This is a genomic window from Streptomyces sp. NPDC002130 (assembly GCF_040296465.1).
Classification (GTDB): domain Bacteria; phylum Actinomycetota; class Actinomycetes; order Streptomycetales; family Streptomycetaceae; genus Streptomyces.
Genome location: NZ_JBEOXI010000111.1, coordinates 1 through 26,099, shown reverse-complemented (window position 1 = coordinate 26,099; position 26,099 = coordinate 1). Strand labels below are relative to the sequence as shown.

Annotated in this window: 25 protein-coding genes and 2 pseudogenes; 15 read left to right on the top strand and 12 right to left on the bottom strand. The window is 69.3% G+C overall.

Annotated features, from left to right (window positions below; translation table 11 throughout):
* The 4 genes and pseudogenes from ABT116_RS21730 to ABT116_RS21715 form a co-directional block, all read right to left on the bottom strand.
* Window positions 1-323, bottom strand: a pseudogene (locus ABT116_RS21730) (Na+/H+ antiporter subunit A); the annotation flags it as partial.
* 47 nt (window positions 324-370) lie between these two features.
* Window positions 371-1,999, bottom strand: a complete 1,629-nt coding sequence (gene mctP, locus ABT116_RS21725; protein ID WP_351636432.1) for a monocarboxylate uptake permease MctP — start codon at window positions 1,997-1,999, stop codon at window positions 371-373.
* The gene (locus ABT116_RS21720) at window positions 1,996-2,262 is read right to left on the bottom strand and encodes a DUF3311 domain-containing protein (RefSeq protein ID WP_351636429.1); all 267 of its coding nucleotides are present in this window, start codon (window positions 2,260-2,262) and stop codon (window positions 1,996-1,998) included. The genes mctP and ABT116_RS21720 overlap by 4 nt, the downstream gene beginning before the upstream one ends.
* Before the next feature lie 139 nt (window positions 2,263-2,401).
* On the bottom strand, window positions 2,402-3,166 hold the full coding sequence (locus tag ABT116_RS21715) for a GntR family transcriptional regulator (protein ID WP_053672402.1): 765 nt from the start codon (window positions 3,164-3,166) through the stop codon (window positions 2,402-2,404).
* A gap of 314 nt (window positions 3,167-3,480) precedes the next feature.
* Between ABT116_RS21715 and ABT116_RS21710 the strand changes: the two genes are divergently transcribed.
* The 7 genes and pseudogenes from ABT116_RS21710 (at window position 3,481) to ABT116_RS21680 (ending at window position 9,747) form a co-directional block, all read left to right on the top strand.
* The gene (locus tag ABT116_RS21710) at window positions 3,481-4,761 is read left to right on the top strand and encodes an extracellular solute-binding protein (protein WP_351636424.1); all 1,281 of its coding nucleotides are present in this window, start codon (window positions 3,481-3,483) and stop codon (window positions 4,759-4,761) included.
* A gap of 87 nt (window positions 4,762-4,848) precedes the next feature.
* On the top strand, window positions 4,849-5,838 hold the full coding sequence (locus ABT116_RS21705; protein ID WP_351636422.1) for a carbohydrate ABC transporter permease: 990 nt from the start codon (window positions 4,849-4,851) through the stop codon (window positions 5,836-5,838).
* Entirely contained in the window at window positions 5,835-6,680 is an 846-nt protein-coding gene (locus ABT116_RS21700; RefSeq protein WP_351636419.1) for a carbohydrate ABC transporter permease, read from the top strand. The genes ABT116_RS21705 and ABT116_RS21700 overlap by 4 nt, the downstream gene beginning before the upstream one ends.
* Before the next feature lie 9 nt (window positions 6,681-6,689).
* Window positions 6,690-8,228: a glycoside hydrolase family 3 protein gene (locus tag ABT116_RS21695; RefSeq protein WP_351636416.1), complete on the top strand. Its 1,539-nt coding sequence runs from the start codon at window positions 6,690-6,692 to the stop codon at window positions 8,226-8,228.
* A gap of 160 nt (window positions 8,229-8,388) precedes the next feature.
* Window positions 8,389-8,885, top strand: a pseudogene (locus ABT116_RS21690) (DUF899 family protein).
* 71 nt (window positions 8,886-8,956) lie between these two features.
* The gene (locus ABT116_RS21685) at window positions 8,957-9,205 is read left to right on the top strand and encodes a helix-turn-helix transcriptional regulator (protein WP_351636412.1); all 249 of its coding nucleotides are present in this window, start codon (window positions 8,957-8,959) and stop codon (window positions 9,203-9,205) included.
* The gene (locus tag ABT116_RS21680) at window positions 9,202-9,747 is read left to right on the top strand and encodes a hypothetical protein (protein ID WP_351636410.1); all 546 of its coding nucleotides are present in this window, start codon (window positions 9,202-9,204) and stop codon (window positions 9,745-9,747) included. Before ABT116_RS21685 ends, ABT116_RS21680 begins: the two co-directional genes overlap by 4 nt.
* 79 nt (window positions 9,748-9,826) lie before the next feature.
* Here the strand turns inward: ABT116_RS21680 and nagB are convergent, their stop codons facing one another.
* The gene (gene nagB / locus ABT116_RS21675; protein ID WP_351636408.1) at window positions 9,827-10,612 is read right to left on the bottom strand and encodes a glucosamine-6-phosphate deaminase; all 786 of its coding nucleotides are present in this window, start codon (window positions 10,610-10,612) and stop codon (window positions 9,827-9,829) included.
* A gap of 278 nt (window positions 10,613-10,890) precedes the next feature.
* Between nagB and ABT116_RS21670 the strand changes: the two genes are divergently transcribed.
* Complete coding sequence (locus ABT116_RS21670; protein WP_351636406.1) at window positions 10,891-11,964, top strand: SIS domain-containing protein; 1,074 nt, start codon at window positions 10,891-10,893, stop codon at window positions 11,962-11,964.
* 45 nt (window positions 11,965-12,009) lie between these two features.
* On the opposite strand, the gene ABT116_RS21665 is transcribed toward ABT116_RS21670, so the two are convergent.
* A complete protein-coding gene (locus ABT116_RS21665; protein ID WP_351636403.1) occupies window positions 12,010-12,762 on the bottom strand; it encodes an SDR family oxidoreductase in 753 nt (250 codons plus the stop codon).
* Between the two features lie 97 nt (window positions 12,763-12,859).
* Between ABT116_RS21665 and ABT116_RS21660 the strand changes: the two genes are divergently transcribed.
* On the top strand, window positions 12,860-13,549 hold the full coding sequence (locus ABT116_RS21660; protein ID WP_351636400.1) for a TetR/AcrR family transcriptional regulator: 690 nt from the start codon (window positions 12,860-12,862) through the stop codon (window positions 13,547-13,549).
* A gap of 352 nt (window positions 13,550-13,901) precedes the next feature.
* Entirely contained in the window at window positions 13,902-15,368 is a 1,467-nt protein-coding gene (locus ABT116_RS21655) for a sensor histidine kinase (protein WP_351636438.1), read from the top strand.
* 187 nt (window positions 15,369-15,555) lie between these two features.
* Here the strand turns inward: ABT116_RS21655 and ABT116_RS21650 are convergent, their stop codons facing one another.
* Together ABT116_RS21650 and ABT116_RS21645 are read right to left on the bottom strand one after the other, a co-directional pair.
* Window positions 15,556-15,813: a WhiB family transcriptional regulator gene (locus tag ABT116_RS21650; RefSeq protein ID WP_016639615.1), complete on the bottom strand. Its 258-nt coding sequence runs from the start codon at window positions 15,811-15,813 to the stop codon at window positions 15,556-15,558.
* Window positions 15,814-16,135: 322 nt separating this feature from the next.
* Window positions 16,136-17,104 (bottom strand): diacylglycerol/lipid kinase family protein, encoded by a 969-nt coding sequence (locus ABT116_RS21645; protein WP_351636397.1) that lies wholly within the window; start codon window positions 17,102-17,104, stop codon window positions 16,136-16,138.
* 116 nt (window positions 17,105-17,220) lie between these two features.
* On the opposite strand from ABT116_RS21645, the gene ABT116_RS21640 reads away from it, so the two are divergent.
* Complete coding sequence (locus tag ABT116_RS21640; protein ID WP_351636393.1) at window positions 17,221-17,670, top strand: hypothetical protein; 450 nt, start codon at window positions 17,221-17,223, stop codon at window positions 17,668-17,670.
* Window positions 17,671-17,673: 3 nt separating this feature from the next.
* Here the strand turns inward: ABT116_RS21640 and ABT116_RS21635 are convergent, their stop codons facing one another.
* From ABT116_RS21635 to ABT116_RS21625, 3 genes are all read right to left on the bottom strand, one after another.
* Window positions 17,674-18,810, bottom strand: coding sequence for an RNA polymerase sigma factor SigF (locus ABT116_RS21635; protein ID WP_351636391.1), 1,137 nt, complete (start codon window positions 18,808-18,810; stop codon window positions 17,674-17,676).
* Between the two features lie 17 nt (window positions 18,811-18,827).
* Window positions 18,828-19,241: an ATP-binding protein gene (locus tag ABT116_RS21630; protein ID WP_003992877.1), complete on the bottom strand. Its 414-nt coding sequence runs from the start codon at window positions 19,239-19,241 to the stop codon at window positions 18,828-18,830.
* A gap of 259 nt (window positions 19,242-19,500) precedes the next feature.
* Window positions 19,501-19,761, bottom strand: coding sequence for a UBP-type zinc finger domain-containing protein (locus ABT116_RS21625; protein ID WP_053672413.1), 261 nt, complete (start codon window positions 19,759-19,761; stop codon window positions 19,501-19,503).
* Between the two features lie 62 nt (window positions 19,762-19,823).
* On the opposite strand from ABT116_RS21625, the gene ABT116_RS21620 reads away from it, so the two are divergent.
* Window positions 19,824-21,422, top strand: a complete 1,599-nt coding sequence (locus ABT116_RS21620) for a Na+/H+ antiporter (protein ID WP_351636387.1) — start codon at window positions 19,824-19,826, stop codon at window positions 21,420-21,422.
* 134 nt (window positions 21,423-21,556) lie between these two features.
* On the opposite strand, the gene ABT116_RS21615 is transcribed toward ABT116_RS21620, so the two are convergent.
* Entirely contained in the window at window positions 21,557-22,465 is a 909-nt protein-coding gene (locus ABT116_RS21615) for a 1-aminocyclopropane-1-carboxylate deaminase/D-cysteine desulfhydrase (RefSeq protein ID WP_351636383.1), read from the bottom strand.
* Window positions 22,466-22,719: 254 nt separating this feature from the next.
* Between ABT116_RS21615 and ABT116_RS21610 the strand changes: the two genes are divergently transcribed.
* From ABT116_RS21610 to ABT116_RS21595, 3 genes are all read left to right on the top strand, one after another.
* Window positions 22,720-24,126 (top strand): family 2B encapsulin nanocompartment shell protein, encoded by a 1,407-nt coding sequence (locus ABT116_RS21610; RefSeq protein ID WP_351636379.1) that lies wholly within the window; start codon window positions 22,720-22,722, stop codon window positions 24,124-24,126.
* A 947-nt stretch (window positions 24,127-25,073) separates the two neighbouring features.
* The gene (locus ABT116_RS21600; protein ID WP_351636435.1) at window positions 25,074-25,544 is read left to right on the top strand and encodes a helix-turn-helix domain-containing protein; all 471 of its coding nucleotides are present in this window, start codon (window positions 25,074-25,076) and stop codon (window positions 25,542-25,544) included.
* 211 nt (window positions 25,545-25,755) lie between these two features.
* On the top strand, window positions 25,756-26,099 hold a 344-nt coding region (locus tag ABT116_RS21595; protein WP_351636375.1), incomplete at its 3' end, for an AMP-binding protein.

Sequence of the window (26,099 nt, the reverse complement as noted above, 5' to 3'; positions counted from 1 at the left end):
GGGAGCGAACCACGCTGAGTGGCGCCGGTCAGGCGCATCGAGATGGTGTCCATGCCGCGCAGGGTCGCGTCGTAGATACGGTCGGCGTTGCCCAGCGGCGGGTGCTCGAAGTGCAGTCGGCTGATCTGACGCTGTGCGATGTAGAGCGCGACACCGCCGGCGATGACGATGCACGTGAGCAGCAGCGGAGTGTTGAATCCGTGCCACAGTGCGAGGTGGTAATCGGCGTGCGGGCCAGGGGCCAGCGTGGTGGAGTACGGCGTCAGCAGCTTCTCGAGTTGCGGCGAGAGAATGCCGGCGGCCAGACCGAGAACGGCGAGCAAGCCGGGGCCCGCTGCGGGGGTGTTCGTGGTGGGTCGGAACCCTGGGATCAGTGCGCGGAGCCGGCCGTCGCGGGCGGGAGTTCCACCTGGACGCCGGGGTCGCCCGCGTCCGCCGTGTAGTCCTCCGGCTTGGTCTCGTCGATGCCGTCGGGGGCCTTCAGGGCCTTCAGGACGAAGGTCAGGACCACCGTCACCACCACGTTCAGGACGAACGCCGTGAGGCCGATGTAGCCGATCTCCCCGATGCCCGGGATCTCCTTCGCGGAGCCGCCGAAGTGCTTCTGGGTCGGGGAGGCCACGCCGTACGCGGCGACCGTGCCGTAGACCATGCCGACCGCCCAGCCCGCGAGCAGGGCCCAGCGGTGGAACCAGCGGGTGAACAGGCCGCCGACCAGGGCCGGGAAGGTCTGCAGGATCCAGATGCCGCCCAGCAGCTGGAAGTTGATGGCGACCGTCTTGTCCATGGTGAGGACGAAGGCCAGGGCGCCGACCTTCACCAGCAGGGAGACCAGCTTGGAAACCTTGGTCTCCTGCGCCGGAGTGGCGTCCGGCTTGATGAAGTCCTTGTAGATGTTGCGGGTGAAGAGGTTCGCGGCCGCGATGGACATGATGGCCGCCGGCACCAGCGCGCCGATGCCGATCGCCGCGAACGCAACGCCCGCGAACCAGTCCGGGAACATCGTCTCGAACAGCTGCGGGATCGCCAGCTGCCCGTTCTGCACCTTGATGCCGGCCGCGATCGCCATGAACCCGAGCAGCGCCAGCAGACCCAGCATCAGCGAGTACAGCGGCAGGATCGTGGTGTTGCGGCGGATCACCTCACGGCTCTTCGAGGACAGCGTCGCCGTGATCGAGTGCGGGTACATGAAGAGCGCGAGGGCGGAGCCCAGCGCCAGCGTGGCGTACGTCCACTGGCCCGGCTCGGCCGGTGTCAGCGCACCGCGCGGCGCACCCGTCGCCGGGTTGGTCTGGCTGTACGCCTCGCCGGCCTTGGCGAAGATCTCGTCGAAGCCGCCCAGCTTGATCGGGATGTAGATGATCGCCACCGCGATGACGATGTAGATCAGCGTGTCCTTCACGAACGCGATCAGCGCGGGGGCCCGCAGACCCGAGGAGTACGTGTACGCCGCCAGCACGCCGAACGCGATCAGCAGCGGCAGGTCCTTGATGAACCAGTTGGTGTTCTCGCCGCCGCCGACGCCCATCACGTCCAGCACGGCCTGGATACCCACCAGTTGGAGCGCGATGTACGGCATCGTCGCCAGGATGCCGGTCACGGCCACCGCCAGCGACAGGCCCTTCGACCCGAACCGGCCGCGCACGAAGTCGGACGTCGTGACGTAGCCGTGCTTGTGGGAGACCGACCACAGGCGCGGGAGGAAGGTGAAGATCAACGGGTACACCAGGATCGTGTAGGGCACGGCGAAGAAGCCGGCCGCGCCCGCCGCGTAGATCGCAGCCGGCACGGCGACGAAGGTGTACGCCGTGTACAGGTCGCCGCCGAGCAGGAACCAGGTGATCCAGGTGCCGAACGAGCGGCCGCCCAGGCCCCATTCGTCCAGGCTGTTCTCGTTCTCGGCCTTGCGCCAGCGCGCGGCCAGGAAGCCCATGACCGTCACGGCCAGGAAGAAGAAGATGAAGACGCCGAGCGCGACGCCGTTCACGCCGTCCTTCACTGCGACGCACCGCCCTTCGCGGCCGAGCGGGCGCGCTGGTCACGCTGCCACAGCTTGTAGGCGATCATGGTCAGAGCGGTGGAGATCAGCACCCAGGCCATCTGGTACCAGTAGAAGAACGGGATCCCTATGAAGGCCGGGTCGGTCTTCGCGTACGAGCCGACCCACAGCATGGCCACGAAGGGCGCTACGAGGCAGACGGCGATGACGACGCGCACGGGCGTCACCACCGGCCCTCTGCTGGCTTCCGGCGCTTGCGACATCAGGCGGCTCCGTCCCCTTGGTGATCACCTGTGGCGCAGGCAATCTAGGTCAGGGTGAGGCGGGAACGGAACCCCTCGTCCGCAATGCGGTACCCAACCGAAACCAGGCGTCAGCAGCGACGGAAGCCCTGCGGTGCGGTTACTCGGCGGGTCGCTTCAGCCGGGCCACGAACTTGTACCGGTCTCCCCGGTAGACCGACCGCACCCACTCCACCGGCCGGCCGTCCCGGTCCAGCGAATGCCGGGAGAGCATCAGCATCGGCAACCCGACGTCGGTGCCCAGCAGGCCGGCCTCGCGCGGGGTCGCCAGCGACGTCTCGATGGTCTCCTCGGCCTCCGCGAGCCGGACGTCGTAGACCTCGGCCAGCGCCGTGTAGAGGGACGTGTACTTCACCAGCGAGCGCCGCAGCGCCGGGAAGCGCTTCGCGCTCAGGTGGGTGGTCTCGATGGCCATCGGCTCGCCGTTGGCCATGCGCAGCCGCTCGATGCGCAGCACGCGTCCGCCGGGCGTGATGTCGAGCAGCCCGGCCAGGCGGTCGTCGGCGGTGATGTAGCCGATGTCCAGCAGCTGCGAGGTGGGTTCGAGGCCCTGGGCGCGCATGTCCTCGGTGTACGAGGTCAGTTGCAGCGCCTGCGAGACCTTCGGCTTGGCGACGAAGGTGCCCTTGCCCTGGATGCGCTCCAGCCGGCCCTCGACGACCAGCTCCTGCAGCGCCTGGCGCACGGTCGTGCGCGAGGTGTCGAACTCCGCCGCCAGCGTGCGCTCGGGCGGGACCGGCGTGCCCGGCGCCTGGGTCTCCGTCATGTCGAGCAGGTGCTTCTTCAGGCGGTAGTACTTGGGCACTCGCGCGGTACGGACGGGCACCCCGTTCTCGTTCTCCGCACTGCTGACGTCGGTGCTCATGCTCCGCCTTCCCGGCCCGGTCTGCCGACACGATCCCACTTGTATACCGTCGGCGCCTCTTCTGGTCTAGTCCACCATTCCCTGTGGTCTACCCGCAGTATGCCGTGTCTCGCTCGGGTTTTCGCTGGCTTCTTACTTAAAGGTTCCTGCATATGTAGGTCGCATAACGGCTGGTCAGGGCCGTATCGAGGCCCTTGACAGGCCTTCTGGTCTGGTCCAAGCTCCCCGGTACTGGTCTACACCATTGGTCCAGGCCCGGCCCCACGCCCACTGCGGGGAGCCAGGGGGGTTGTGGGATCCCTGAGGAGGGTGGCGTGAAGCGCAAGCTGATATCCGCGATCGGTATCGCGGGCATGATGGTCTCCATCGCGGCGTGCGGGGGCGAGGGTGACGGGGGCTCCGACAAGGGCGCGGACGCCAAGGAGCTGACCGTCTGGCTCACCGTCGACGCCCAGAACAACTGGCCCGCACTGGTGAAGGCCGCCGACGCCGCGGTGCAGAAGAAGCACCCCGGCCTCAAGATCAACCACGAGTACTACGGCTGGCCCGACAAGAACGCCAAGCTCGACGCCGTCCTCGCCACGGACAAGGCCCCCGACGTGGTCGAGATGGGCAACACCGAGATGCTCGGCTACATGGTCAAGGGTGCCTTCGCCCCCCTCGACGCGGGCACGTTCGACAACTCCGACGCCTGGCTGGACGGCCTCAAGGCATCGGTCACCTACGACGGCAAGACCTACGGCGTCCCGTACTACGCCGGCGGTCGAGTCGCCAACTGGCGCAAGGACGTCGCCGCGTCCGTCGGGGTGAAGTCGACCCCGAAGACGTACAAGGAGCTGACCGCCGCCCTGGGCAAGATCCAGAAGAAGCAGGGCGACAAGTTCAGCGCCTGGTACCAGCCCACCCGCGACTGGTACGCGGCCATGTCCTTCGTCTACGACGCCGGCGGCGCCATCGCCACCGAGTCGGGCGGCCAGTGGAAGGCCTCCCTCTCCTCTCCCGAGTCCCTCAAGGGCCTGAAGGAGTTCAAGAACGTCGTCGACTCCTACATGCACGGCGACAAGACCAAGGACGAGTCCGACCGCTACATCGTCTACGGCCAGGGCAAGTCCGCCATGATCTTCGCCGCCGCCTGGGAGGGCGCGACCGCCGAGGACCCGAAGAACGACAAGACCGGCAAGCTCAAGGGCAACCTCGAGAACTTCGTGATGCCCGGCCCGTCCGGCAAGAGCATGCCCGTCTTCCTGGGCGGCTCCGACCTCGCCGTGCCGGTGAAGTCCGACGCGCAGGCCCTGGCCGCCGAGTGGATCAACGCGTTCACCGGCTCCTCCGGGCAGAAGGGCCTGATGGCCAAGGGCAACCTGCCCAACAACAAGACCGACCTCGCGACGCTCAAGAACGACCCGAAGACGGCGGTCCCCGCCACCGCGGCCGAGTCCAGCTGGTTCGTCCCGATGGCACCCGGCTGGGGCCAGGTCGAGAAGGCCCAGGTCCTGCAGACCATGCTGCAGAGCATCGGCACCGGCAAGAAGTCCGTCGAGGCCGCCGCCAAGGAGGCGGACGCCGCGATCGACAAGGTCATCAACACCAAGTGACCTGAGCACAGGGCCCCGTCGCCTCCCCGCAGTCCTCGACGGGGCCCTGATTCTCGTACGACCTGAGGGACCGTCAAGGAGCGCGCGATGAGTGCCGCAGAGACCACCACCACTGCCAAGGTGCCGCCACCGCGGCAGGCACCACCGCCGCCCCCGAAGGACCGGCGCCCCCGCGGACAGCGCACGTCGGGCGGAGCCTCCGTCCCCTGGCTGCTGCTCGCCCCCTGCCTGCTGATCCTCGCCCTGGTCATGGGCTATCCGCTGGCCCGCCTCGTCACCCTCTCCTTCCAGAAGTTCGGGCAGTCCCAGCTGTGGGGCTTCCAGCCGGCCGAGTCGGTCGGCTTCGACAACTTCGCCAAGGTGCTGGGCGACGGCGAGTTCTGGGCCGTCGTCGTGCGCACGATCGTCTTCGCGGCCGGCGCCGTCGTCTTCACGATGGTGATCGGGATGGCCCTCGCCCTGCTGCTCCAGCGGGTCTCCGGCTGGCTGAAGATGCTCATCAACATCGTGCTGGTGGCCAGCTGGGGCATGCCCGTCATCGTGGCGACCACCGTCTTCAAGTGGCTCTTCGACTCGGATTACGGCGTCTTCAACGCGCTGCTGAGCAAGCTGCCCGGCATCGACATGATCGGCCACAACTGGTTCGCCAGCGGACCCGAGGGCCTGGCCGTGATCATGCTGCTGGTGATCTGGGGAGCCGTGCCCTTCGTGGTCATCACCCTCAGCGCCGGTCTCACCCAGGTTCCTAAGGAGCTGGAGGAGGCCGCCCGGCTGGACGGTGCCAGCTCCTGGGGCGTGTTCCGGTTCGTCACCCTGCCCGTCCTCAAGCCGATCATCGTGATGCTCACGACCCTGTCGGTCATCTGGGACATGGGCGTCTTCCCCCAGGTGTTCGTCATGCGGGGCGGCCACCCCGAGCCGGAGTTCCAGGTCCTCAACACCTACTCCTACGACCGGGCCTTCGTCGTCAACGACTACGCCCAGGGCTCGGCCATCGCGCTGATCACCGTCCTGCTGCTGCTCGGCGTGGTCGCCGTCTACATGCGGCAGATGCTGAAGATCGGAGAGGTCGAATGAGCACGCTCGCCGGAGCCCGCCGCCGCAGGAACCCGCGGCTCGGCTGGAACCTCCTCGGTCTCCTGGTCTTCCTCATCGCGGGCTTCCCGCTCTACTGGATGCTCAACACCGCGTTCAAGCCCGCCAAGGACGCCATCGACCCGGACCCGAGCCTGCTGCCGACCGGCCTTACCCTCGACAACTTCACCCGGGCGCTGGACATCGCCGACTTCTGGGGCCCGGTCGGCCGCAGCATGGTGGTGTCGCTGGCCGTGGTCGTCATCGGCATGGTCGTCGGACTGCTGGCCGCGCTCGCCATCTCCCGGTTCGCCTTCCGCGGCCGCAAGATCGTGATCGTGGGCATCCTCGCGGTCCAGATGGTCCCGCTGGTCGCCATGATCATCCCGGTGTTCCTGCTGCTCAACGACCTGGGCCAGTACGACCGGCTCACCGGCCTCATCATCACGTACCTGACCTTCATCCTCCCGTTCACGGTGTGGACGCTGCGGGGCTTCATCGTCAACATCCCGAAGGAACTGGAGGAGGCGGCCATGGTCGACGGCTGCTCCCGCACCGGCGCCTTCCTCCGGGTCGTCTTCCCGCTCCTGGCCCCCGGCATGGTCGCCACCTCGGTCTACGGTTTCATCCAGGCCTGGAACGAGTACCTGTACGCCCTGATGCTCCTCAGCCAGAAGAACCAGACCGCGACCGTCTGGCTCGGCAACTTCACCACCAAACACGGCACCGAATACGCCCCGATGATGGCCGGCGCCACGATGATGGCCGTGCCGATCGTCGCCCTCTTCCTCCTCGTCCAGCGCAAGATGGCCGCGGGCCTGACCGCGGGCGCCGTGAAGGGATGACCTCACCCCATGACGACACTCGCCAGCGGCACCGACACACTCACCCGCGACGCCCTGACGGTCCTCCAGCCCGGCTTCACCGGCACCACCGCCCCCGACTGGCTGCTGCGCCGGCTCGGTGAGGGCCTCGCCTCCGTCGGACTGTTCGGCCGCAACATCGCCTCGCCGGAACAGCTGGCCGCCCTCACCGCCCAGCTGCGGGCCGAGCGCGACGACGTCCTCGTCGCCATCGACGAGGAGGGCGGCGACGTGACCCGCCTGGAGGTGCGCAACGGCTCCTCCTTCCCGGGCAACCACGCCCTCGGCGCGGTCGACGACGTGGAACTGACCCACCAGGTCGCCCGCGAACTGGGCCGGCGCCTCGCCGCCTGCGGCGTCAACCTCAACTGGGCCCCGTCCGCCGACGTGAACTCCGACCCGCGCAACCCGGTCATCGGTGTCCGCTCCTTCGGCGCCGACACCGATCTGGCCGCCCGGCACACCGCCGCCTACGTCACCGGCCTGCAGTCCGCGGGAGTCGCCGCGTGCACCAAGCACTTCCCGGGCCACGGCGACACCGCCGTCGACTCCCACCACGCACTGCCGCGCATCGACGTCTCCGCCGACGTGCTGTCCGAACGCGAACTGGCCCCGTTCCGTGCCGCCATCGCCGCCGGCACCCGGGCCGTCATGAGCGCCCACATCCTGGTCCCCGCGCTGGACCCCGACCGTCCGGCCACCCTCTCCCGCCGCATCCTCACCGGCCTGCTCCGCGACGGGCTCGGCTACGACGGCCTCATCGTCACCGACGGCATGGAGATGAGGGCCATCGCCGGCACCTACGGCATCGAACGCGGCAGCGTCCTGGCCATCGCCGCGGGCGCCGACGCGATCTGCGTGGGCGGCGGTCTCGCCGACGACGCGACCGTGCTGCGCCTGCGGGACGCCCTGGTCTCGGCCGTGCGGGCGGGTGAACTCCCGGAGGAACGCCTCGCCGAGGCCGCCGACCGGGTACGCGCACTGGCCCGCTGGGCCGGCACGGCGGGACGCCCGGCCGAGGACACCCACGGCACCGAGATCGGCCTGCACGCCGCCCGCCGCGCCCTCACCCTGACCGCCGCGCCCGGCCTCGGCAGCCCCGACACCTTCAAGCCCCTCACCGAACCCCCCTACGTCGCCGCCCTGAGCCCCGTCGCCAACATCGCCGTGGGCGACGAGACGCCGTGGGGCGTCGCCGCGGAGCTCGTCCACCTCCTGCCGGGCACGGTGACGGGCAGCTTCTCCGCCGGGGACGGCCCGGAGAACGCGGCCGGTGAGAGCGCCGGACGGGCGGCACTGGAGGCGGCAGGCCCGCGCCGCATCGTCGCGGTCGTCCGCGACGAACACCGCCACCCCTGGATGGCCTCGGCCCTCGACACCCTGCTGGCGGCCCGCCCCGACACCGTCGTCGTGGAGATGGGCGTGCCCCAGGCCGCCCCGCGTGGCGCCCTGCACATCGCCACCCACGGCGCGGCCCGCGTCTGCGGCCGGGCGGCGGCCGAAGTGATCGCCGGGGTCACCGGGCTGTGAGGGCCCGGGGGTGAATGGGGCGCTCCGGCCCGGCCCGTCCCGGCCCGGATAGGGGGACGCCCTCGCCGCAGCGGCGAGTTCCGGCCGGGGCACGAATCTCTCCGGGTGACCGCCGCGGCGGCGTCGCACGATGCCGCGGCCCGACTCCACGGAAGACGCCATGCCGACCAAGCCGGAGGAGGCGACCACCGCGCTGCCCGGCCGCCCGTCCCTGGTGGGCTGATCTGGCCACATGGAAGACCGCCCGCGACGAACTGCTGGTTCGCGAGAAGGCCACACCCGCGAGGGCGACGCCATCGCCGCGGCCCGGCGCCGGCTGCCGATGGTCGAGTTCGACGGCACGGTCGAGGTCGTCGGGCCCCCGAGTGACCGGTCCCGTTCCTGGACCTGTTCCAAGCCTTGGTACTCGGTGCGCGGCGTGCCCGCTCCCGTCGGCGGCGAGATGGGCCGGCCTGCTCGACATGACGCCCTACGGCCGCGGCGAGGCCTGGGAGGGCACCCCCGACGGCCGCCGCGAGGGACGCGACGCGTGCTGGTCCCGGCGCTCGGACGCCGACGGCAACGCCACTGGGGCCCGACCAGCCGCCCCGTACCGCAGTGGACCCGCCCCGGTGCGACCCCTGTGGAGACCCTCGGCCGGCAAGCCATCACCACTGACACCTCCGCCGCCGTGGCCACAGGCGAGCTCATGGTTGTCATACTGCGTTTGAATGTAGTACTTCTTATACATGAGCGAGCAGGTGCACAACAGGTTGGCCGTGGTGCGCGCCGAGCGCAAGGTGTCGCGCCAGAGCCTGGCCGAGGCAGTGGGAGCCCACTACCAGACCATCGGCTACATCGAGCGGGGGCAGTACAACCCGAGCCTCGACCTGGCGCTGAAGATCTCGAAGTTCTTCGGTCTGCCGGTCGAGGCCCTGTTCTCCCTCGAACCGTTCCGCCCGCTCACCGACGAGGTCTACGGGAGGAACCAGACATGACGACGACACGCCTGACCCGCTACGACCGGAGCATGCTGCGGCTGATGAACGACCGTCGCGCAGCAGCCTGGTACGCCACGGAGGCGCGCCGCCGTCTGACCGTCGCCGCCCATGTCGTGCTCACCGTCGCCATCGGCGGCCTGATGACCCACTTCTGCCTCGCCGAGGGCGAGCTGCTGTGGCCCGTGGCCGTGATGGCGGTGCTGCTGCTTCCCTGGATGGTCGCGACGGGCGTGATCAACGGCGCCACCCGTGGCCTGCTGGAACTGCGCGAACGCGCCTTGGACGAGCGGCAGTCGGCGGAACGCGCCCGCGTCCTGGCCCGGGCCCACCGGGTGACGACCCTGCTCCTGGCCGCAGCGGCGGTCGCCCTGCTGATCACGGGCGGGGCCGCCGGCGACGCCCCCAAGGCCTACGCCGCACCCTTGCTCATCGCCGTTCTCGTGGTGCACCGGGTGATGCCCCTGTGGGTGGCCGGCTGGCGCGCCCAGGACGAACCGGCCGACGACGACCTACTGGAGGCCAGGGCCATGGGTCGATAGAGCCTGCCGCTCGGATCGGCCCCACGGGAGCAGGGGGAGCTGTCCGGTGCTGAGGAGTTCGAAGGGCCGGAGGGGAACCCTAGATCCCCTGCCAGTCCGGCTTGTTGGCGTAGGTGTGGCGGAAGTAGTCCGCCAGCTTCAGCTTCGACGCGGCGGCCTCGTCGACGACGACGGTCGCGTGCGGGTGGAGCTGGAGCGCGGACGCGGGGCACACCGCGGCGATCGGCCCTTCCACCGTCGCCGCGACCGCGTCCGCCTTGCCCTCGCCGGTGGCGAGCAGCACCAGGTGCCGGGCCTCCAGGATGGTGCCGATGCCCTGCGTGATCACGTGGTGCGGCACCTGGCCGATGTCACCGTCGAAGAAGCGCGCGTTGTCGATCCGGGTCTGCTCGGTCAGCGTCTTGATCCGCGTCCGCGACGCCAGCGACGAGCAGGGCTCGTTGAAGCCTATGTGTCCGTCGGTCCCGATGCCGAGCAGCTGAAGGTCCACACCCCCCGCGTCCGACAGTGCCTTGTCGTAGGCCTCGCACGCCCCCTGTACGTCCGCCGCCGTGCCGTCCGGGCCCGTGAACTGGTCCATCCCGATCCCGAGCGGCTCCAGCACCTCACGCCGCAGCACCGACCGGTAGGACTCCGGGTGATCGGCGGGCAGCCCCACGTACTCGTCGAGCTGTGCGATCCGTGCCCGGCCGACGTCCACCGCGCCGGAGCGCACCTTGGCCGCCAGCGCTTCGTACACGGGCAGCGGCGTCGAGCCCGTGGCCACGCCGAGCAGGGCGGCGGGCTTGCGCCGGAGCAGCTGTGCCATGGCCTCGGCAATGAGCTCGCCGCCCGCCTTGGCGTCCGGAACGATGACAACTTCCACGCTGGCCTGCCGATCTGAGAGGACTGCTCAACTGGGACCGGACCCGGGAGGGGTCGTGTGGTTTAGACCAATCTAACAGAGCGGTCCTGCCGCTCCCAGGGTGCGTACTGACGCTCCCACGCGGGTGGCGATGCCGTGCCGACCAGGTCACGAGTGGTGAACAGCGCGGCCGCACCTGGTGCGGAAGTGCGATCAAGGCTCCCGGGTGGGCGGTGCCCGGCCCGGGGGAGTGGAATGGGGTCTGCACCCGCCCCGCCCCGCCCCGGAAGGAACCCGCCATGACCGCCGCAGCCACACCGGACCCCCTCGGCGAACTCCCGGGCCGGACCATGGCCCGTGAGATGGCGGAGCAGCCCGCCGTCCTGCGCCGGATCCTGTCCGAGGGCGCCCCCGCCATCCAGGACGTGGCCCGGCAGATCGCCGCCCGCACGCCCCGCTTCGTCCTGCTGACCGCCCGCGGTACCTCCGACAACGCCGCCCTGTACGCCAAGTACCTCCTGGAGATCCGGCTCGGCCTGCCCTGCGGACTCACCTCGATGTCCACCACCACGGCCTACGGAGCCCGGCCCGACCTCACCGACGTCCTGGTCGTCACCGTCAGCCAGTCCGGCGGCTCCCCCGACCTGGTCGCCTCGACCCGGGCCGCCCGTGAGGCAGGCGCCATCACGCTGGCCGTCACCAACAACCCGGACTCTCCGCTCGCCGGTGTCTCCGAGTACCACATCGACATCATGGCCGGGCCCGAGAAGGCCCTCCCCGCGACCAAGACGTACACGGCCTCCCTGCTCGCGCTCTACCTCTTCGTCGAGGGCCTGCGGGGCGGCGACGGCGCGCCTGCGCGGGTGCTGCCGGAGCTCGCCGAGCACCTGCTCGCACGCCAGGGGGAGGTGCGCACGCTCGCCGCCCGCTACCGTTTCGCTGAGCGCATGGTGATCACCTCCCGCGGCTACGGCTACCCCACGGCCAAGGAGGCCGCCCTCAAGCTGATGGAGACCAGTTACATCCCCGCCCTCTCCTATTCCGGCGCGGACCTGCTGCACGGACCGCTCGCCATGGTCGACAACGTCTCCCCGGTCATCGCCGTGGTGACCGACGGCAAGGGCGGCGAAGCCCTTCAGCCCGTCCTGGACCGGCTGCGCGGCCGGGGCGCCGACCTCGTCGTCATTGGACCCCGGCACCAGGTGGAGCAGGCCTCGGCCGGCTTCGTGCTGCCCATGGACGACGTGGCGGAGGAGGTCCAGCCCATGCTGGAGATCATCCCCCTCCAGCTCCTGGCCTACGAGGTCACCATCGCGCGGGGCCAGGACCCGGACGCACCCCGGGCACTGGCGAAGGTGACGGAGACGCGCTGAGGGCGGGGGAGGGCCGGGGACTCGCACGCGCCCGCCCTTCCGCCTCTAGGTGAGCGAACCCCCCGTCACATCCACCCAACTGCCCGTCACCCACCGCCCGCCGTCCGACACCAGGAACGCCACCACGTCGGCGACGTCGGCAGGCCGGCCCACCCCGCCCAGTGCCGACAGTGCCGCCGCCTTCGCCCAGCCGTCGGAACTGCCGTACAGCAGTGCCGCCGTGTTGTCCGTGTCTATGATCCCCGGGGCCACCGAGTTCACCGTGATGCCCCGGTGGCCCAGCACCTTGGACAGGTCCCGTGAGAGGACGTCCAGCGCGCCCTTCGTCATCGCGTACGCCACGTTGTCCGGCATCGCCGCGGTCCGGGCCAGCCCCGACGAGATGTTGACGACCCGGCCGCCGTCCCGCAGGCGCGCCATGCCGTGCTTGAGGATGAAGAACGGCGCCTTCACGTTCACCGCGAAGACCTCGTCGTACTCCCGCTCCTCCAGTTGCCCGATCGGCCGTGTGTTGCCGATCGCCGCGTTGTTCACCAGGATGTCCAGCCCGTCCGCGTGCCGGTCGAACTCCTCCCACAGCGCCTCGGCGTCCCCGGGTGTTCCCAGTTCAACGCCCACCGCGAACGCCGAGCCCCCGGCCCTCTCGATCGCCGCGACCGTTTCCTTCGCCGCCGTCTCGTTCCTGCCGTAGTGCACGGCGACCCGAGCGCCGTCCCGCCCCAGCCGCTCGGCGATGCCTCGCCCGATGCCCCTGCTCGCCCCCGTGACGAGTGCCGTCCTGCCCGTGAGCACGCCCATGGCGGCGCCCCCTTCTCATTTTTCTAGCGGTCGCTACAGAAATGACCGTACAGCAGCCCGCCTCCATTTCTCTAGTGCCCGCTATAAAATGCACCCCATGGTGAACGAGGACGGAACCGCGAAGGCTCCGAAGGGGCCTGACGCCACGAGCGCGACGGCCGCCGGTGCGGGCAAGGCCAGGACCAGGCCCCGCGGTCGCCCCCGCTCCTTCGATCGCGAAACCGCACTGGAGAAGGCCCTCCTGGCCTTCTGGGAGCACGGCTACGAAGCCACGTCCGTCTCCGACCTCACCCGCGTCATGGACATCGGGGCCCCCAGCCTCTACTCCGCCTTCGGAGACAAGCGGTCCCTCTTCGAAGAGGTCGTCCGCGTGTACGGCACGCGGTACGGATCCTTCACCGAGCGCGCCCTCATCGAGGAGCCCACCGCACGGGCCGCCGTGGAGCGCACCCTGCGCGAAGCCGCCACCGCGTACACCGAACCCGGCCACCCGCACGGCTGCCTCGTCGTCCACGCTGCCGCGAACTGCTCGAACCCGGAGGTGGAGCAGTCGCTGCGGGACCGGCGCAACGCCAACATCGCCGCGTTCGAACGCCGTATAAGGGCCGACGTCGCCGCCGGCGTGCTGCCGCCCGCCACCGACGCCGCCGCCCTGGCCCGTCACACCGGAGCGATGATCCAGGGCATGTCACAACAGGCACGCGACGGGGCGAGCAGGGAGGAACTGGAGGCGGTCGCGGAAATTGCCCTGTCCATCTGGCCCCGCACAGGAACCCACACGGGTTAGGCTGCCTGCTGGGCGCCGGTGCGTCCGACGCGTCGCGGAAATGACAACAACGAACAGCCTCCAACGCATGGACACCCACAAGTGGTCTAGTCCACAATGCGTAACGAGAGCGCGTGTGCAACGCGCACCAGCCTCCGTCTTCCCCGCACAGGAAGGCGGACCGAGGAACCGAGGCTCTCTGCCCTGACTGCCCCGGATCCTCATCCTTCGGCCGACCGGGACCGCACACCCCACGGCCGATATTGCTCCGGGCTGCGGTGCCGGGAGGGTTGAGGGTCCCTCTCAGGCGCCGCGGCCCGCGGGTGTTTCAGGGCCGTACGAACCCCCGGGTACGCTCGCACACGTGCCCTCCATGAACGAACTCGTACGCCAGCACACCGCACTCGACGACACCGATCTCGAGTGGCTGCACCTGCTGGTGTCGGAGTGGCAGCTGCTCTCCGACCTCTCCTTCGCCGACCTGGTCCTGTGGGTCCCCACCAGCGACGGCACCCGGTACGTCTCGGTCGCCCAGATGCGGCCCAACACCGGTCCGACCTCGTACCAGGACGACATGGTGGGCCATCTCGTCCCGCGCGGCCGCCGCCCGATGCTGGACGCCGCCCTCGACGAGGGCCGTATCGTGCGCGAGGGCGACCCCGAGTGGCGCGAGGAGGTGCCCGTCCGGGTCGAGTCGATCCCCGTACGGCGGGAAGGGCGCGTCCTCGGAGTCATCGCGCGCAACACCAACCTCCTCACCGTGCGCACCCCGAGCCGCCTGGAACTCACCTACCTGCAGAGCGCCTCCGACCTGGCGCAGATGATCGCGGCCGGGTCCTTCCCGTTCGCCAACCAGCAGCTCGACATGGACGCCTCGCCCCGCGTGGGCGACGGCCTGATCCGGCTCGACGCCGACGCCATCGTCCAGTACGCCTCCCCGAACGCCCTGTCCGCCTACCACCGGCTCGGCCTCGCCTCCGACCTCGTCGGCCAGCACCTGGGCAGGACCACCGCCGAACTCGCCCCGACCCGGGGCCCGGTGGACGAGGCGCTCGCCAAGGTCGCCAGCGGCTGGGCACCGCGCGAGTTCGAGATCGAGGCCAGTGACGGGGTCATCCAGTTCCGCGCGATCCCGCTCAAGCCGAAGGGCACCCGTATCGGTTCCCTCGTCCTGCTCCGGGACGTCACCGAACTGCGTCGGCGCGAGCGCGAATTGATCACCAAGGACGCGACGATCCGGGAGATCCACCACCGCGTCAAGAACAACCTCCAGACGGTGGCGGCGCTGCTGCGCCTGCAGGCCCGGCGCATCGAGTCCGACCGCGGGCGCGAGGCCCTCGAAGAGGCGGTGCGGCGCGTCGGATCGATTGCGATCGTGCACGAGACGCTCTCCCAGAACCTGGACGAGCGCGTGGAGTTCGACGACATCGCCGACCGCGTCCTGGCGATGGTCGCGGAGATCTCCCCGGGCAAGGTGGCGGGCCGGCGCACCGGCCGCTTCGGCATTCTCGACGCCGAGGTGGCCACGCCGCTGTCGATGGTGCTGACCGAGGTTCTGCAGAACGCGCTCGAGCACGGTTTCCGCGAGGGCGACACCGGCACGGTCGAGGTGTCGGCGGTCCGCGGTGGCACGACCAAGGAGGCCCGACTGCTGGTCACGGTCCAGGACGACGGGGTCGGTCTGCCCAAAGGCTTCGATCCGCACACCGCCGGCAATCTCGGCCTGCAGATCGTGCGGACCCTGGTGGAGGGCGAGTTGGGCGGCACCTTCGACATGGTCCCGGCGCCGGAGCGCGGCACGCGTGTGATCCTCGACATCCCGGTGCGGTCCCAGAAGTAGCGGGATCCGAGAACCTCGGGAAGGGCCCGGGAAAGCAATGAGCCCCGGGCCACCAAGTGGCCCGGGGCTAAAGCTCGTTGCTGCTTAACTAAGCGCATCGGGGGAACTGCGCGCTGCGGCTCGGGGGCGGGAGATGCGTACTCGCTGTACGCGCCGCCAAGCTCAGGCTGTCAGCAGGGGTGGGTTGTCAGGCGGAGGCCTGACGAGCCCGGTTGCGGGCGGCGCGGCGCTTCATGGCGCGACGCTCGTCCTCGCTGAGACCACCCCAGACGCCGGAGTCCTGGCCGGACTCGAGCGCCCACTGCAGGCACTGCTCCATAACCGGGCAGCGACGGCAGACGGCCTTGGCTTCCTCGATCTGCAGCAGCGCAGGACCGGTGTTGCCGATGGGGAAGAAGAGCTCGGGGTCTTCCTCGCGGCAAACGGCGTTGTGACGCCAGTCCATGGCTGCTACCTCTCCTTGGTATTACGTGCAGGGCTTGCTTGTGAATGTGAACGCTTTCACGAATCCCTCAACAAGTGAAGGGCCGACTGCCAGGTTCCCCGGCGAAGGTCCTGTGGTTTGAAGAGGGGTTCTGGTGATCAGTGGAGGCCGGTGTTGCGGGCCGTCTCGATCGCCACGTAGAGACTCGCAAACCTCAGCGGCGGATACAACCCCTTCCGGAAAGTTTTTTTTGATTCTTCGGTGTCGACTAGGTCACAGCCGTACTTCCATGGGGTGGATCCTGGCCTAAACGTTCGAGTGAAAGGACTTTAGCCAGTTCTGCTCACACAATCACACGCAGTGCACGGCGTACGCCTGTGAACGTCACGCTGGTCCGCAGCCCCAGGTGGTCACCGTCCATCTGGAGGGGGAGCGGGACCTTCGAATGCAAGGTGAACTCTGTCAAGTCATGCAGAGAGGTGGCGTGCTTGCCATGGGGTCCACGCTCGGGGGACGAAGTGAGCAACTGGGTGCCATACCGGGCAACCGCCGCAGTGGAGAGGCGGCTGAGACCGAAGAGATCGAGGCCGGTATCGAACGAGGCTTTAGGTGCCGCGTAGATCGGGCGATTCCCCAGAAACGTCCAAGGCGAGGTGTTCGAGACTATGGAGAGCACCAGATCGGTGACCGGATCCTCGCCGGCGCGTTCCAGCGTGATCGTCCCGTGGCGGCGGTTCGGCTCACCCAGCAGCTGACGCATCACCTGGCGCACGTAGAGAGCGTGTGTGGATTTCCGGCCGCGTTCGCGATGCTGCTCCACACGACCCACCACACCGGCGTCGAAGCCGAGCCCCGCGTTGAAGGTGAACCAGCGGGCCGGCACCGACTCGTCCTCCGTGCCCGGCGTGCCCGAGGTCAGGCCGAGGCCGACGGTTCGCTCGCTGCCGTCGCGCAAGGCGTCCAGCAGGGCGCCGGTGGCCTCCACGGCGTCGTTGGGCAGGCCCAGGGCGCGGGCGAAGACATTGGTGGAGCCGCCGGGGACCACGGCGAGGCCGGGCAGATGGCCCGGCGCGGGGCCGGCGTGCAGGAGGCCGTTGACCACCTCGTTGACCGTGCCGTCGCCGCCGAGGGCCACCACCAGGTCGATGTCGTCGCTGTCCGCCGCGTGCCGGCCGAGGTCGCGTGCGTGACCGCGGTACTCGGTGGTGACCGCCTCCAGCTTCATCTCGCTGGCGAGCGCATGGATCAGTACGTCGCGTGTGCGCGCACTTGTGGTGGTTGCCGCCGGATTGACCACGAGGAGTGCACGCATGACTGGCAGCGTACCTACTGGGGGGTACCGGGCCCATACCGAGGTAGGGATCGGGTAAGAGAGCGGGGGTGAACCTCGCCACGAGGGGCGCGCACGACGAGGGCTACTCTTCAGAGGTGAGCAGTGAGAAGACCCCCACCACCGAGGAAACCACCGGCCCCCGCCCCCGGCGTCTGACGTACGCCGCGCTGCTGGCCGCGCTGGAAGGCCTCGCGCTGGTCGTCGGCGGCGTCTGGATTCTCGTCCTCGGGCTCACGGGGCATCCCGACGACCGGCAGCAGGCCGTGACCGGCGGCATCACGCTGGTCGTGCTCGCACTGCTGCCCCTGTTCGCGGCCCGCGGACTGCTCGCCCTGCGCAGCTGGAGCCGCGGCCCGGCCGTGATCACCCAGCTCATGGCGCTGCCGGTGGCCTACAACCTGCTGCAGGCCGACAGCATGGCCATCCCGGGCGGGATCGCCCTCGCGGCCGTGGCCGTCGCGTCGCTGGTGCTGCTGGTGAACCCCGAGACGACCCGGGCCCTCGGAATCCGCGGGCCCGGCAACACCGGCAATCTGGAGAAGTAGCCGTCACTCCTCGACGAGGAGCTTCTCCCGCAGCTGCGCCAGCGTGCGCGCCAGCAGCCGGGAGACGTGCATCTGGGAGATGCCAACCTCCTGCGCGATCTGCGACTGCGTCATGTTGCCGAAGAACCGCAGCAGCAGGATCCGCTTCTCGCGCGGCGGGAGGTCCTCCAGCAGCGGCTTGAGGGACTCCCGGTACTCCACGCCCTCCAGCGCCTCGTCCTCGGCGCCGAGGGTGTCCGCGACCGCCGGGGACTCGTCGTCGGTGTCGGGGACGTCCAGGGACAGCGTGGAATACGCGTTGGCGGACTCCAGACCCTCCAGGACCTCCTCCTCGGAGATCGCCAGCTTCTCGGCGAGCTCGTGGACCGTGGGGGAGCGGCCGTGCAGCTGTGACAGCTCGGCCGTCGCCGTCGTCAGCGCCAGGCGCAGCTCCTGCAGCCGGCGCGGGACGCGCACCGCCCAGCCCTTGTCGCGGAAATGCCGCTTGATCTCGCCGACGACCGTCGGGGTCGCGTACGTCGAGAACTCCACGCCGCGGTCCGGGTCGAAACGGTCGACCGACTTGATCAGTCCGATCGTGGCGACCTGGGTGAGGTCGTCCAGCGGCTCGCCCCGGTTGCGGAAGCGGCGCGCGAGATGCTCCACGAGCGGCAGATGCATCCGGACCAGCTGGTTGCGCAGCTCCGCGTACTCAGGACTGCCGCTGCTCAGGGTGCGCAGCTTGAGGAACATCTCGCGCGCCCCACTGCGGTCCGGAGAGCCGTGCTGCGCACCCCGTGTCTGGTGCGCGCGCGGCGCCTGATCCTCGGAGTGTCGCTCGTGCTCGCTCATCGTCCCGCCCGTCGCCCTTCCCCGAGCCCTCGCCTCCTCCGCCACTCTCGACTTCGCGGGAGTGGGGGGACCCCCCTGGGCCGGGGGTACGGCGATCCCCTCGCCCGGAGGCGCGCTCCGCACGGCACCGTCCCGGTCCGGCCGCCCGCCGCCCGGGAGGACGGCCCCCGCGGAGTCGTCCTCGGGATGCGGGCGGGCCTGCTCGGGGATGCCGTCGATGCCGTCCGCCATGCGTCGGGCACCGGTCGGGCCACTCGTGCCCGTGCCCTCGGCCGGCAGCTCTCGTGTGCCGCGCTCTTCGTCCCGCACCGGCCCGTCCTCGCTCCTCACGCCGGCCCGGGTCCCGCGCCGCGCTGTTTGTAGAGGCTGATCGAAACGGTTTTGTCCTTGTCCACGGCGGAGGAGACCTTGCCCGCCAGAGCGGACAGGACGGTCCAGGCGAAGGTGTCCCGCGAAGGGGCATGACCATCCGTGGTCGGCGCCGAGACGGTGACCTCGAGTGAGTCGTCGACGAGGCGGAAGACACAACTGAGCACCGAGCCGGGCACGGCCTGCTGAAGCAGGATCGCGCAGGCCTCGTCCACCGCGATGCGCAGGTCCTCGATCTCGTCGAGGGTGAAGTCCAAACGGGCCGCGAGACCGGCCGTGGCCGTACGCAGCACCGACAGGTAGGCCCCCGCGGCCGGCAGCCGGACTTCCACGAAGTCCTGGGTCGCGGGCTCGCCTGCGATCTGGGACACCCTCACCTCCATGGTGGTACAAGCGTTTCAGGGCCGAGGGTCGCCCCTCGGGGTAACGCGATACGTGGTTCAGCGGTGACGCTACCGCGCTCTCGACGGTCCTGTCCCCGGGACCCAACCCCTCGTCGTCACTCACAGTAAACCTGTGGATACGCTCCGTGTCTAGGGGTTGGGCGGGCCCAAATGGGAAGAGCGCGCGCCGGGTTGACGTACCCAGACGTCAGACGGTCGAACCGTCCGCCGCCGGGGTCCTGTCGCGTCACACCAGGACGTGGTCGACGAAGCACCAGCGCCAGGTCTCTCCGGGCTCGTGGGTCCGCATCACGGGGTGACCGGACTCCTTGTGATGCTCCGCCGCGTGCCGTCCCGGCGAGGAGTCGCAGCAGCCGACGTGACCGCAGCTGAGGCACAGCCGTAGTTGCACCGGATCCATGCCCTCCGCCAAGCACTCCGGACACGTCTCGCTGAGCGGGCCGGGTTCGGGGTGCGGCAGCGCGTCGGCGTGCGTGCACTGTTTCATGATTGCCAGGTTACGACGGTCGGGCGGAAGACCGCGTCGAAAAATGAGGGCGGGCGAGAACGATGGACGTGATGCCACTGCTGCTGCTCGTGGCGGGCAGTGCGGCGATCGCCGCTGCCGCGCGGCGGACCCCGGTGCCGGCGCCGCTGCTGCTGGTGGCCGTCGCGCTGGCGGTCAGCTACGTCCCGGGGGTACCCGAGTACACGCTCGACCCGCACGTGGTCCTGCCGCTCATCCTGCCCCCGCTGCTGCACACGGCCGCGACCGACAGCTCCTACCTCGACCTGCGGGCCCAGCTGCGGCCGGTCGCGATGCTGTCCGTGGGATACGTGCTGTTCGCGACCTTCGTCGTCGGCTGGGCCCTGTACGTGATCGTGCCGGGGATGCCGCTGACCGCGGCTCTGGTCTTCGGCGCGGTGGTGGCGCCCCCGGACGCCGTCGCGGCCACGGCGGTCGCCCGCCGGGTGGGGCTGCCCTCGCGGATCACCACGATCCTCCAGGGCGAGTCCCTGCTGAACGACGCCACCGCGATCACCGCCTACCGGGTCGCCCTGGCCGCCGCCGTCGGCGAGGGCGCGACCTGGGCCGGGGGCATCGGCGAGTTCCTGCTCGCGGCGGTCGGCGGTGTCGTGGTGGGCCTGCTGCTGATGGCGCCGATCCACTGGCTGCGCACGCACGTGAAGGAAGCGCTGCTGCAGAACACGCTGTCCCTGTTGATCCCCTTCGTCGCGTACGCCGTCGCCGAGCAGCTGCACGCCTCCGGTGTCCTCGCGGTCGTGGTCGTCGCGCTCTACCTGGGGCACCGCGCGTGGGAGGTCGATTTCGCGACGCGCCTGCAGGAGGAGGCGGTCTGGAAGATGGTCGCCTTCGTCCTGGAGTCGGCGGTGTTCGCGCTGATCGGCCTGCAGCTGCCGGTGGTGCTGAGGGGGCTCGGGGAGTACGAGGGCATCGAGGCCGCCTGGTACGCGGTCGCCGTGTTCCTGGTCGTCGTCGCCACCCGGTTCGTCTGGGTGTACCCCGCCACCTTCCTGCCGCGGCTGCTGTCGGCCCGGGTGCGGGAACGGGAACAGAACCCGACCTGGAAGGGACCGTTCGTGATCGCGTGGGCCGGGATGCGGGGGGTCGTCTCGCTGGCCATCGCCTTCTCCATCCCGCTCACCATGCACGACGGAGAGGAGCCCTTCCCGCAGCGCAACCTCATCCTGTTCCTGACCTTCACCACGGTCATCGGGACCCTGGTCGTGCAGGGCCTGACCCTGCCCCCGCTGATCCGGCTGCTGAAGTTCCCAGGGCGAGACGCGCAGACCGAGACGCTGGCCGAGGCCAACGCCCAGGCACAGGCCTCCCGGGCCGCCGAACGGCGCCTGGACGAACTCCTCGCCGACGAGCGCAACGCCCTGCCCGCCCCGCTCGCCGACCGGCTGCGCATCGTCCTGGAGCGCCGCCGCAACGCCGTCTGGGAGCGGCTCGGCCAGGCCAACCCGATCACCGGGGAGTCCGTCGACGACACCTACCGGCGGCTGTCGCGCGAGATGATCAGCGCCGAGCGCGATGTGTTCGTCAGACTCCGGGACGGCCGTTACATCGACGACGAGATGCTGCGGACCCTGCTGCGCAGGCTGGATCTGGAGGAGGCGGCGGCGTTCCGGGAGGCGGCGTGACGGTGGACCGTCGCCGCAGGGGGAAGACGGAGCGGGCGCCGCAGGGGGGAAGCGGCACCTCAAGGGGAGGGAAGTGGCGCCTCAGGGGGATGCTGCGCCTCATGGAGAAGCGGGCGTCTTAGGGATGCTGCGCCTCAGGGGAAGGGGCGGCCGGTGATCACGGCCGCGACCGCCGTCCCGCGCGGGAAGGCACCCTCACCGGCCAGCGCGACGAGTCCGTACAGCAGCTTGGCGACATACAGACGCTCCACGGGCAGGCCGTGCCGTTGCTCGAAGTCCTCCGCGAAGGCATCGAGCTCGGCGGGCACGCGCGCGTAGCCACCGAAATGGAAGCGCTCATCCAGGCTCCAGGTGCCACGCCGGCCGCCGAACGCCTCACGCTGCAGGGCCTCCGTCCCGGCGGTCAGGAAGCCGCCCTTGAGCACCGGCACGCCCAGGGCGCGCACGCCGGGGCCGAGACCGGCGGCCAGCCCCGCGAGCGTGCCACCGGTGCCGCAGGCCACGGCGACTACCTCGGCCCGGCCGTGCAGCTCGGTGCCGAGCGCGCGGCAGCCGCGGACGGCCTCGGCGTTGCTGCCGCCCTCGGGGACGACGTACGCGTCCTCGGCGTCCGCCGCGCGCAGGATGGCGGCCAGGTCCCGGGGCGAGGACTTGCGGCGGTAGGTCGCCCTGTCGACGAAGTGCAGCCGCATGCCGTCGGACGCGCAGCGAGTCAGTGAGGGGTTGAGGGGCCGGTCGGCCAGCTCGTCGCCGCGTACGACACCGACCGTGGGGATGCCGAGCAGCCGGCCGGCCGCGGCCGTGGCACGCAGATGGTTGGACCAGGCGCCGCCGAAGGTGACGACGGTACGGCCGGCCGCCGCGGTCAGGTTCGGCGCGAGCTTGCGCCACTTGTTGCCGATCAGCTCCGGGTGGATCAGATCGTCCCGCTTCAGCAGCAGCCGGACGCCCCGGCGCTCGAACCGGTCGTCCACGACTTCCTGCACCGGTGACGGCAGCCGGGGACGCAGCGTGGCGAGTCCGGGCGGGTCGGGGCTGGTCATCGAGCCATTGTCACCCGCACGTGGAGGAGGAGGGAGCTCGGAACTGACGCCGTCGGTGCGCCCGACCACCCGGTCCGCGTCCCGGACGCGGGCGTTTTCGAACGCCGTGACGGGCCCCCTCTGCCCAGCAGCGCGAAGATCCATTCCCGCTCTTTCGGGTAATAGCACCACCGCGTCGCGTGCGGAAGGCTTGCGGGTGCACATCGATGCCTGAGGGATGGGGGCGTCGGTCACAACCGGGAGGGCAGTTCTCTATGTCGGTAGGCGAAGAGGTCCGCACGGAGCAGACCAAGCCGCAGCAGAGTCTCGGCACGGCGGCCGCGCGGAACCTGGCCACCACGACCAAGTCCGTGCCGCAGATGCAGGAGATCAGCTCGCGCTGGCTGCTGCGGATGCTTCCCTGGGTCGACATCCAGGGCGGCACGTACCGGGTGAACCGTAGGCTCACGTTCGCCGTGGGCGACGGCCGGGTGACGTTCGTGAAGACCGGCGACCGCGTCGAGGTCATCCCCGCGGAACTGGGGGAGCTGCCGGCGCTGCGGTCGTACGAGGACGAGGAGGTGCTCTTCGAGATCTCTCGCCGCTGCGAACAGCGGGAGATCCCGGCGGGCGAGGTGATCGCCTCCTTCGGCAGCCCGTCCGACGAGGTGTACCTGCTGGCGCACGGCAGGGTGGAGAAGGTCGGCACCGGCCCCTACGGCGACGACGAGTCCCTCGGAGTCCTCGCCGACGGCGCCTACTTCGGCGACGAGGCGCTGCTCGACGCGGACGCGATCTGGGAGTTCACGGCCCGTGCCCTCACCGCGTGCACCGTGCTCGTGCTGCCCCGCCAGGAGTTCGAGCAGATCGCGGAGCGCTCGGACACCCTGCGCGAACACCTCCGGCAGCGCCGCTCGATCCCCTCGCAGCGCTCCAACAAGTACGGCGAGAAGGAGATCGACCTCTCCTCCGGCCACTCCGGCGAGCCGGACATCCCGCACACGTTCGTCGACTACGAGGCCCGGCCCCGTGAGTACGAACTGAGCGTCGCCCAGACCGTGCTGCGCATCCACACGCGCGTGGCCGACCTCTACAACCAGCCCATGAACCAGACCGAGCAGCAGATCCGGCTGACGGTCGAGGCCCTGAAGGAGCGCCAGGAGCACGAGCTCATCAACAACCGTGACTTCGGGCTCCTGCACAACTGCGAGTACGACCAGCGGATCCAGCCGCACGACGGCGTGCCCAGCCCGGACGACCTCGACGAGCTGCTCAGCAGGCGCCGCGGCACCAAGATGCTCCTCGCCCACCCGCGTGCCATCGCCGCGTTCGGCCGCGAACTGAACAAGCGCGGGCTGGTGCCCGAGACCATCGACATGACCGGCAACCGCATCCCGACCTGGCGCGGTGTGCCGATCTTCCCGTGCAACAAGATCCCGGTCTCGGAAGCCCGTACGACGTCCATCATCGCCCTGCGTACCGGCGAAGCCGACCAGGGCGTCATCGGACTGCGCGCCTCCGGCATCCCGGACGAGATCGAGCCGAGCCTGTCGGTGCGCTTCATGGGCATCAACGAACAGGCCATCATCAAGTACCTGGTCACGGCGTACTACTCCGCCGCGGTCCTGGTACCGGACGCGCTCGGCATCCTGGAGAACGTCGAGATCGGCCGCTGGCGGTGACGCTGCCGGCAGGCCGGCCGTGTCCCCGCCCGTCAGGGCGGGTACATCCTCGGGGCACGCGCCCAGCGACAGCGGAAGCGCCACCCTCCGCTCATCCTCCGAGGCGGTCCCATGGGTGAGTCCCTCACGGAGTCCAGAACGGAGACGACGCTGCCCGCCCCGGGTGGGCAGCGGTACGCCGAGCCCCGGCAGTCCGTCGGGACACCGGAAGGACGAGGGACCATCGGGACACAGCGGGACGGCCGGCCGGCGCCGACCGAGGGACACGAGGCGGTCATGCTGCTGGAGCGGGCCCGGGCGGAGGTCGATCCGGTGCTGCGGACCGCGCTCGGCTCGCTGCCCGGGCCGATGCGCCGGATCGCGCTCTACCACTTCGGCTGGGTGGCCCGGCCGGCGCACGGCACAGGTTCGATAACGCGATATGAGGAGACGACGAAGTACTCAGCCGTGCTCGCGTGCTCGCGTTTGCCAGCAGGAACTATCCCGTGGCGATCATTTTCAACGGAAAGCCTTGCGGGATTTTCCATAGTTGCCTCCGGCTGGTTGCGGATTCAACGACACCGCATAAGCTCGAAAGCCTGCGGTCCGGACGCCCTGATGCGAATGGTGTCGCAGGCAGAAGAGAGCCCCAGGGACGGGACCGGTCGCCAAACAGGAGTCCGTCCCTGGGGTCTTTCGCGGTTGCGTATGTGTGGCACGCGATTCGGCATAACCTTGCGCCAGCAACCACCGCAGTCGCATCTATAGCCAGGCGAATTGGCTTGCCTGCGACTGAGCTTTGTCGAGATGCGCAGAGTAGGTGCGTCGATGAATTCGTCTGCATCTCGGCCCTTTCCCCCTTCTCGCCACGCATCTTCGTACTTTATGATCTGATTCTAAAACAGGATGTTACCACCGATGTCCATTGCAGGACACTGGGACGGCATAGATTGGGGTCAGGCAAAGTGATGGCTCATGTGCGGGTGCGAGGAATGAGCCGACGAATCTTGAGGGGGTTTTCGCCCGCTTCGTTGGAAGCTGCACGTAAGGCGAAAAAGCTCACCAGGGGGGAGCTCGGGAGACTTGCAGAAGTAAGCCCCGCTGCTGTGTTGAGTTGGGAAGTGGGCAAGGCTTCCCCGCAGGTCGACTATCTTGCTCGGGTCGTCAATGTTCTCGGTATCACCATGGATGACGTAGTGCTCATCCCGCGAAATGAGAGATATTTGGGAGACCTCAGGGTCTTTCGGGGTCTGACGCAGCCTCAGTTGGCCAAGAAGATTGGAATGTCCACGACCGCTCTGGCTACCGTCGAGCGAGGGCATTCTCGACTGAGGGAAGATGTCGCCGAAAAATTGTCCCAGGGACTCGACGCCACGGTGGACGAGGTTAAGGCTGCATATGAGCGAACCCGTACCCGGCCTCCCCATACGTCGCCGTGAGTTCAACTCCATCCTCGCCTCCCCTGTGTGGCCGCCCGCAAGTAACTCAAACGATCAGTTTTGATCGACTACGCAATCAGAAGTAAACAGCTTCGGGCGATTGTCTGCAACATCCCACGCGCTTCTGCTATGTGACTTTGGTCCGATTCGCGGCGCTGCGGAGTTGAACCATCAGCTCGCCACAGGCCCTCGCCTGGCAGACTTCGATGGCATGAGTGCAATGGACGACCCTCAACAGCCGACCGTCACCTGTGGAACCAGAGTCCGTAGCCAGCACGAGTCCCACCAACGTGCCGGCCGACTTGCCGCCGCGATCAAGGCGCGAGGAATACAGCCAGGGGAACGTGTAGCTCTCGTAATGCGGAATGACATCGAGTTTCTCGAGGTTTCGCTCGCGGTGGCCAGCTGCGGCGGAAATCCGGTTCCAGTCAATTGGCACTGGACTGGCTCAGAGATCTGTCATCTCCTCGGCGACAGCGGCGCGCGACTGGTAATCGCGCACACCGAGTTCATCAGTAGCGTCGAAGATGCTGTTTCTCAGTTGCAGAACCCCGT

Excerpts from the sequence above, each read along its gene's own strand:
- ABT116_RS21720 (WP_351636429.1), bottom strand. The coding sequence starts at position 2,262 with ATGTCGCAAGCGCCGGAAGCCAGCAGAGGGCCGGTGGTGACGCCCGTG.
- ABT116_RS21715 (WP_053672402.1), bottom strand. The coding sequence starts at position 3,166 with ATGAGCACCGACGTCAGCAGTGCGGAGAACGAGAACGGGGTGCCCGTC.
- ABT116_RS21705 (WP_351636422.1), top strand. The coding sequence starts at position 4,849 with ATGAGTGCCGCAGAGACCACCACCACTGCCAAGGTGCCGCCACCGCGG.
- ABT116_RS21700 (WP_351636419.1), top strand. The coding sequence starts at position 5,835 with ATGAGCACGCTCGCCGGAGCCCGCCGCCGCAGGAACCCGCGGCTCGGC.
- ABT116_RS21695 (WP_351636416.1), top strand. The coding sequence starts at position 6,690 with ATGACGACACTCGCCAGCGGCACCGACACACTCACCCGCGACGCCCTG.
- ABT116_RS21685 (WP_351636412.1), top strand. The coding sequence starts at position 8,957 with ATGAGCGAGCAGGTGCACAACAGGTTGGCCGTGGTGCGCGCCGAGCGC.
- ABT116_RS21680 (WP_351636410.1), top strand. The coding sequence starts at position 9,202 with ATGACGACGACACGCCTGACCCGCTACGACCGGAGCATGCTGCGGCTG.
- ABT116_RS21670 (WP_351636406.1), top strand. The coding sequence starts at position 10,891 with ATGACCGCCGCAGCCACACCGGACCCCCTCGGCGAACTCCCGGGCCGG.
- ABT116_RS21665 (WP_351636403.1), bottom strand. The coding sequence starts at position 12,762 with ATGGGCGTGCTCACGGGCAGGACGGCACTCGTCACGGGGGCGAGCAGG.
- ABT116_RS21660 (WP_351636400.1), top strand. The coding sequence starts at position 12,860 with ATGGTGAACGAGGACGGAACCGCGAAGGCTCCGAAGGGGCCTGACGCC.
- ABT116_RS21655 (WP_351636438.1), top strand. The coding sequence starts at position 13,902 with ATGAACGAACTCGTACGCCAGCACACCGCACTCGACGACACCGATCTC.
- ABT116_RS21650 (WP_016639615.1), bottom strand. The coding sequence starts at position 15,813 with ATGGACTGGCGTCACAACGCCGTTTGCCGCGAGGAAGACCCCGAGCTC.
- ABT116_RS21645 (WP_351636397.1), bottom strand. The coding sequence starts at position 17,104 with ATGCGTGCACTCCTCGTGGTCAATCCGGCGGCAACCACCACAAGTGCG.
- ABT116_RS21625 (WP_053672413.1), bottom strand. The coding sequence starts at position 19,761 with ATGAAACAGTGCACGCACGCCGACGCGCTGCCGCACCCCGAACCCGGC.
- ABT116_RS21620 (WP_351636387.1), top strand. The coding sequence starts at position 19,824 with ATGGACGTGATGCCACTGCTGCTGCTCGTGGCGGGCAGTGCGGCGATC.
- ABT116_RS21615 (WP_351636383.1), bottom strand. The coding sequence starts at position 22,465 with ATGACCAGCCCCGACCCGCCCGGACTCGCCACGCTGCGTCCCCGGCTG.
- ABT116_RS21610 (WP_351636379.1), top strand. The coding sequence starts at position 22,720 with ATGTCGGTAGGCGAAGAGGTCCGCACGGAGCAGACCAAGCCGCAGCAG.
- ABT116_RS21600 (WP_351636435.1), top strand. The coding sequence starts at position 25,074 with ATGGCTCATGTGCGGGTGCGAGGAATGAGCCGACGAATCTTGAGGGGG.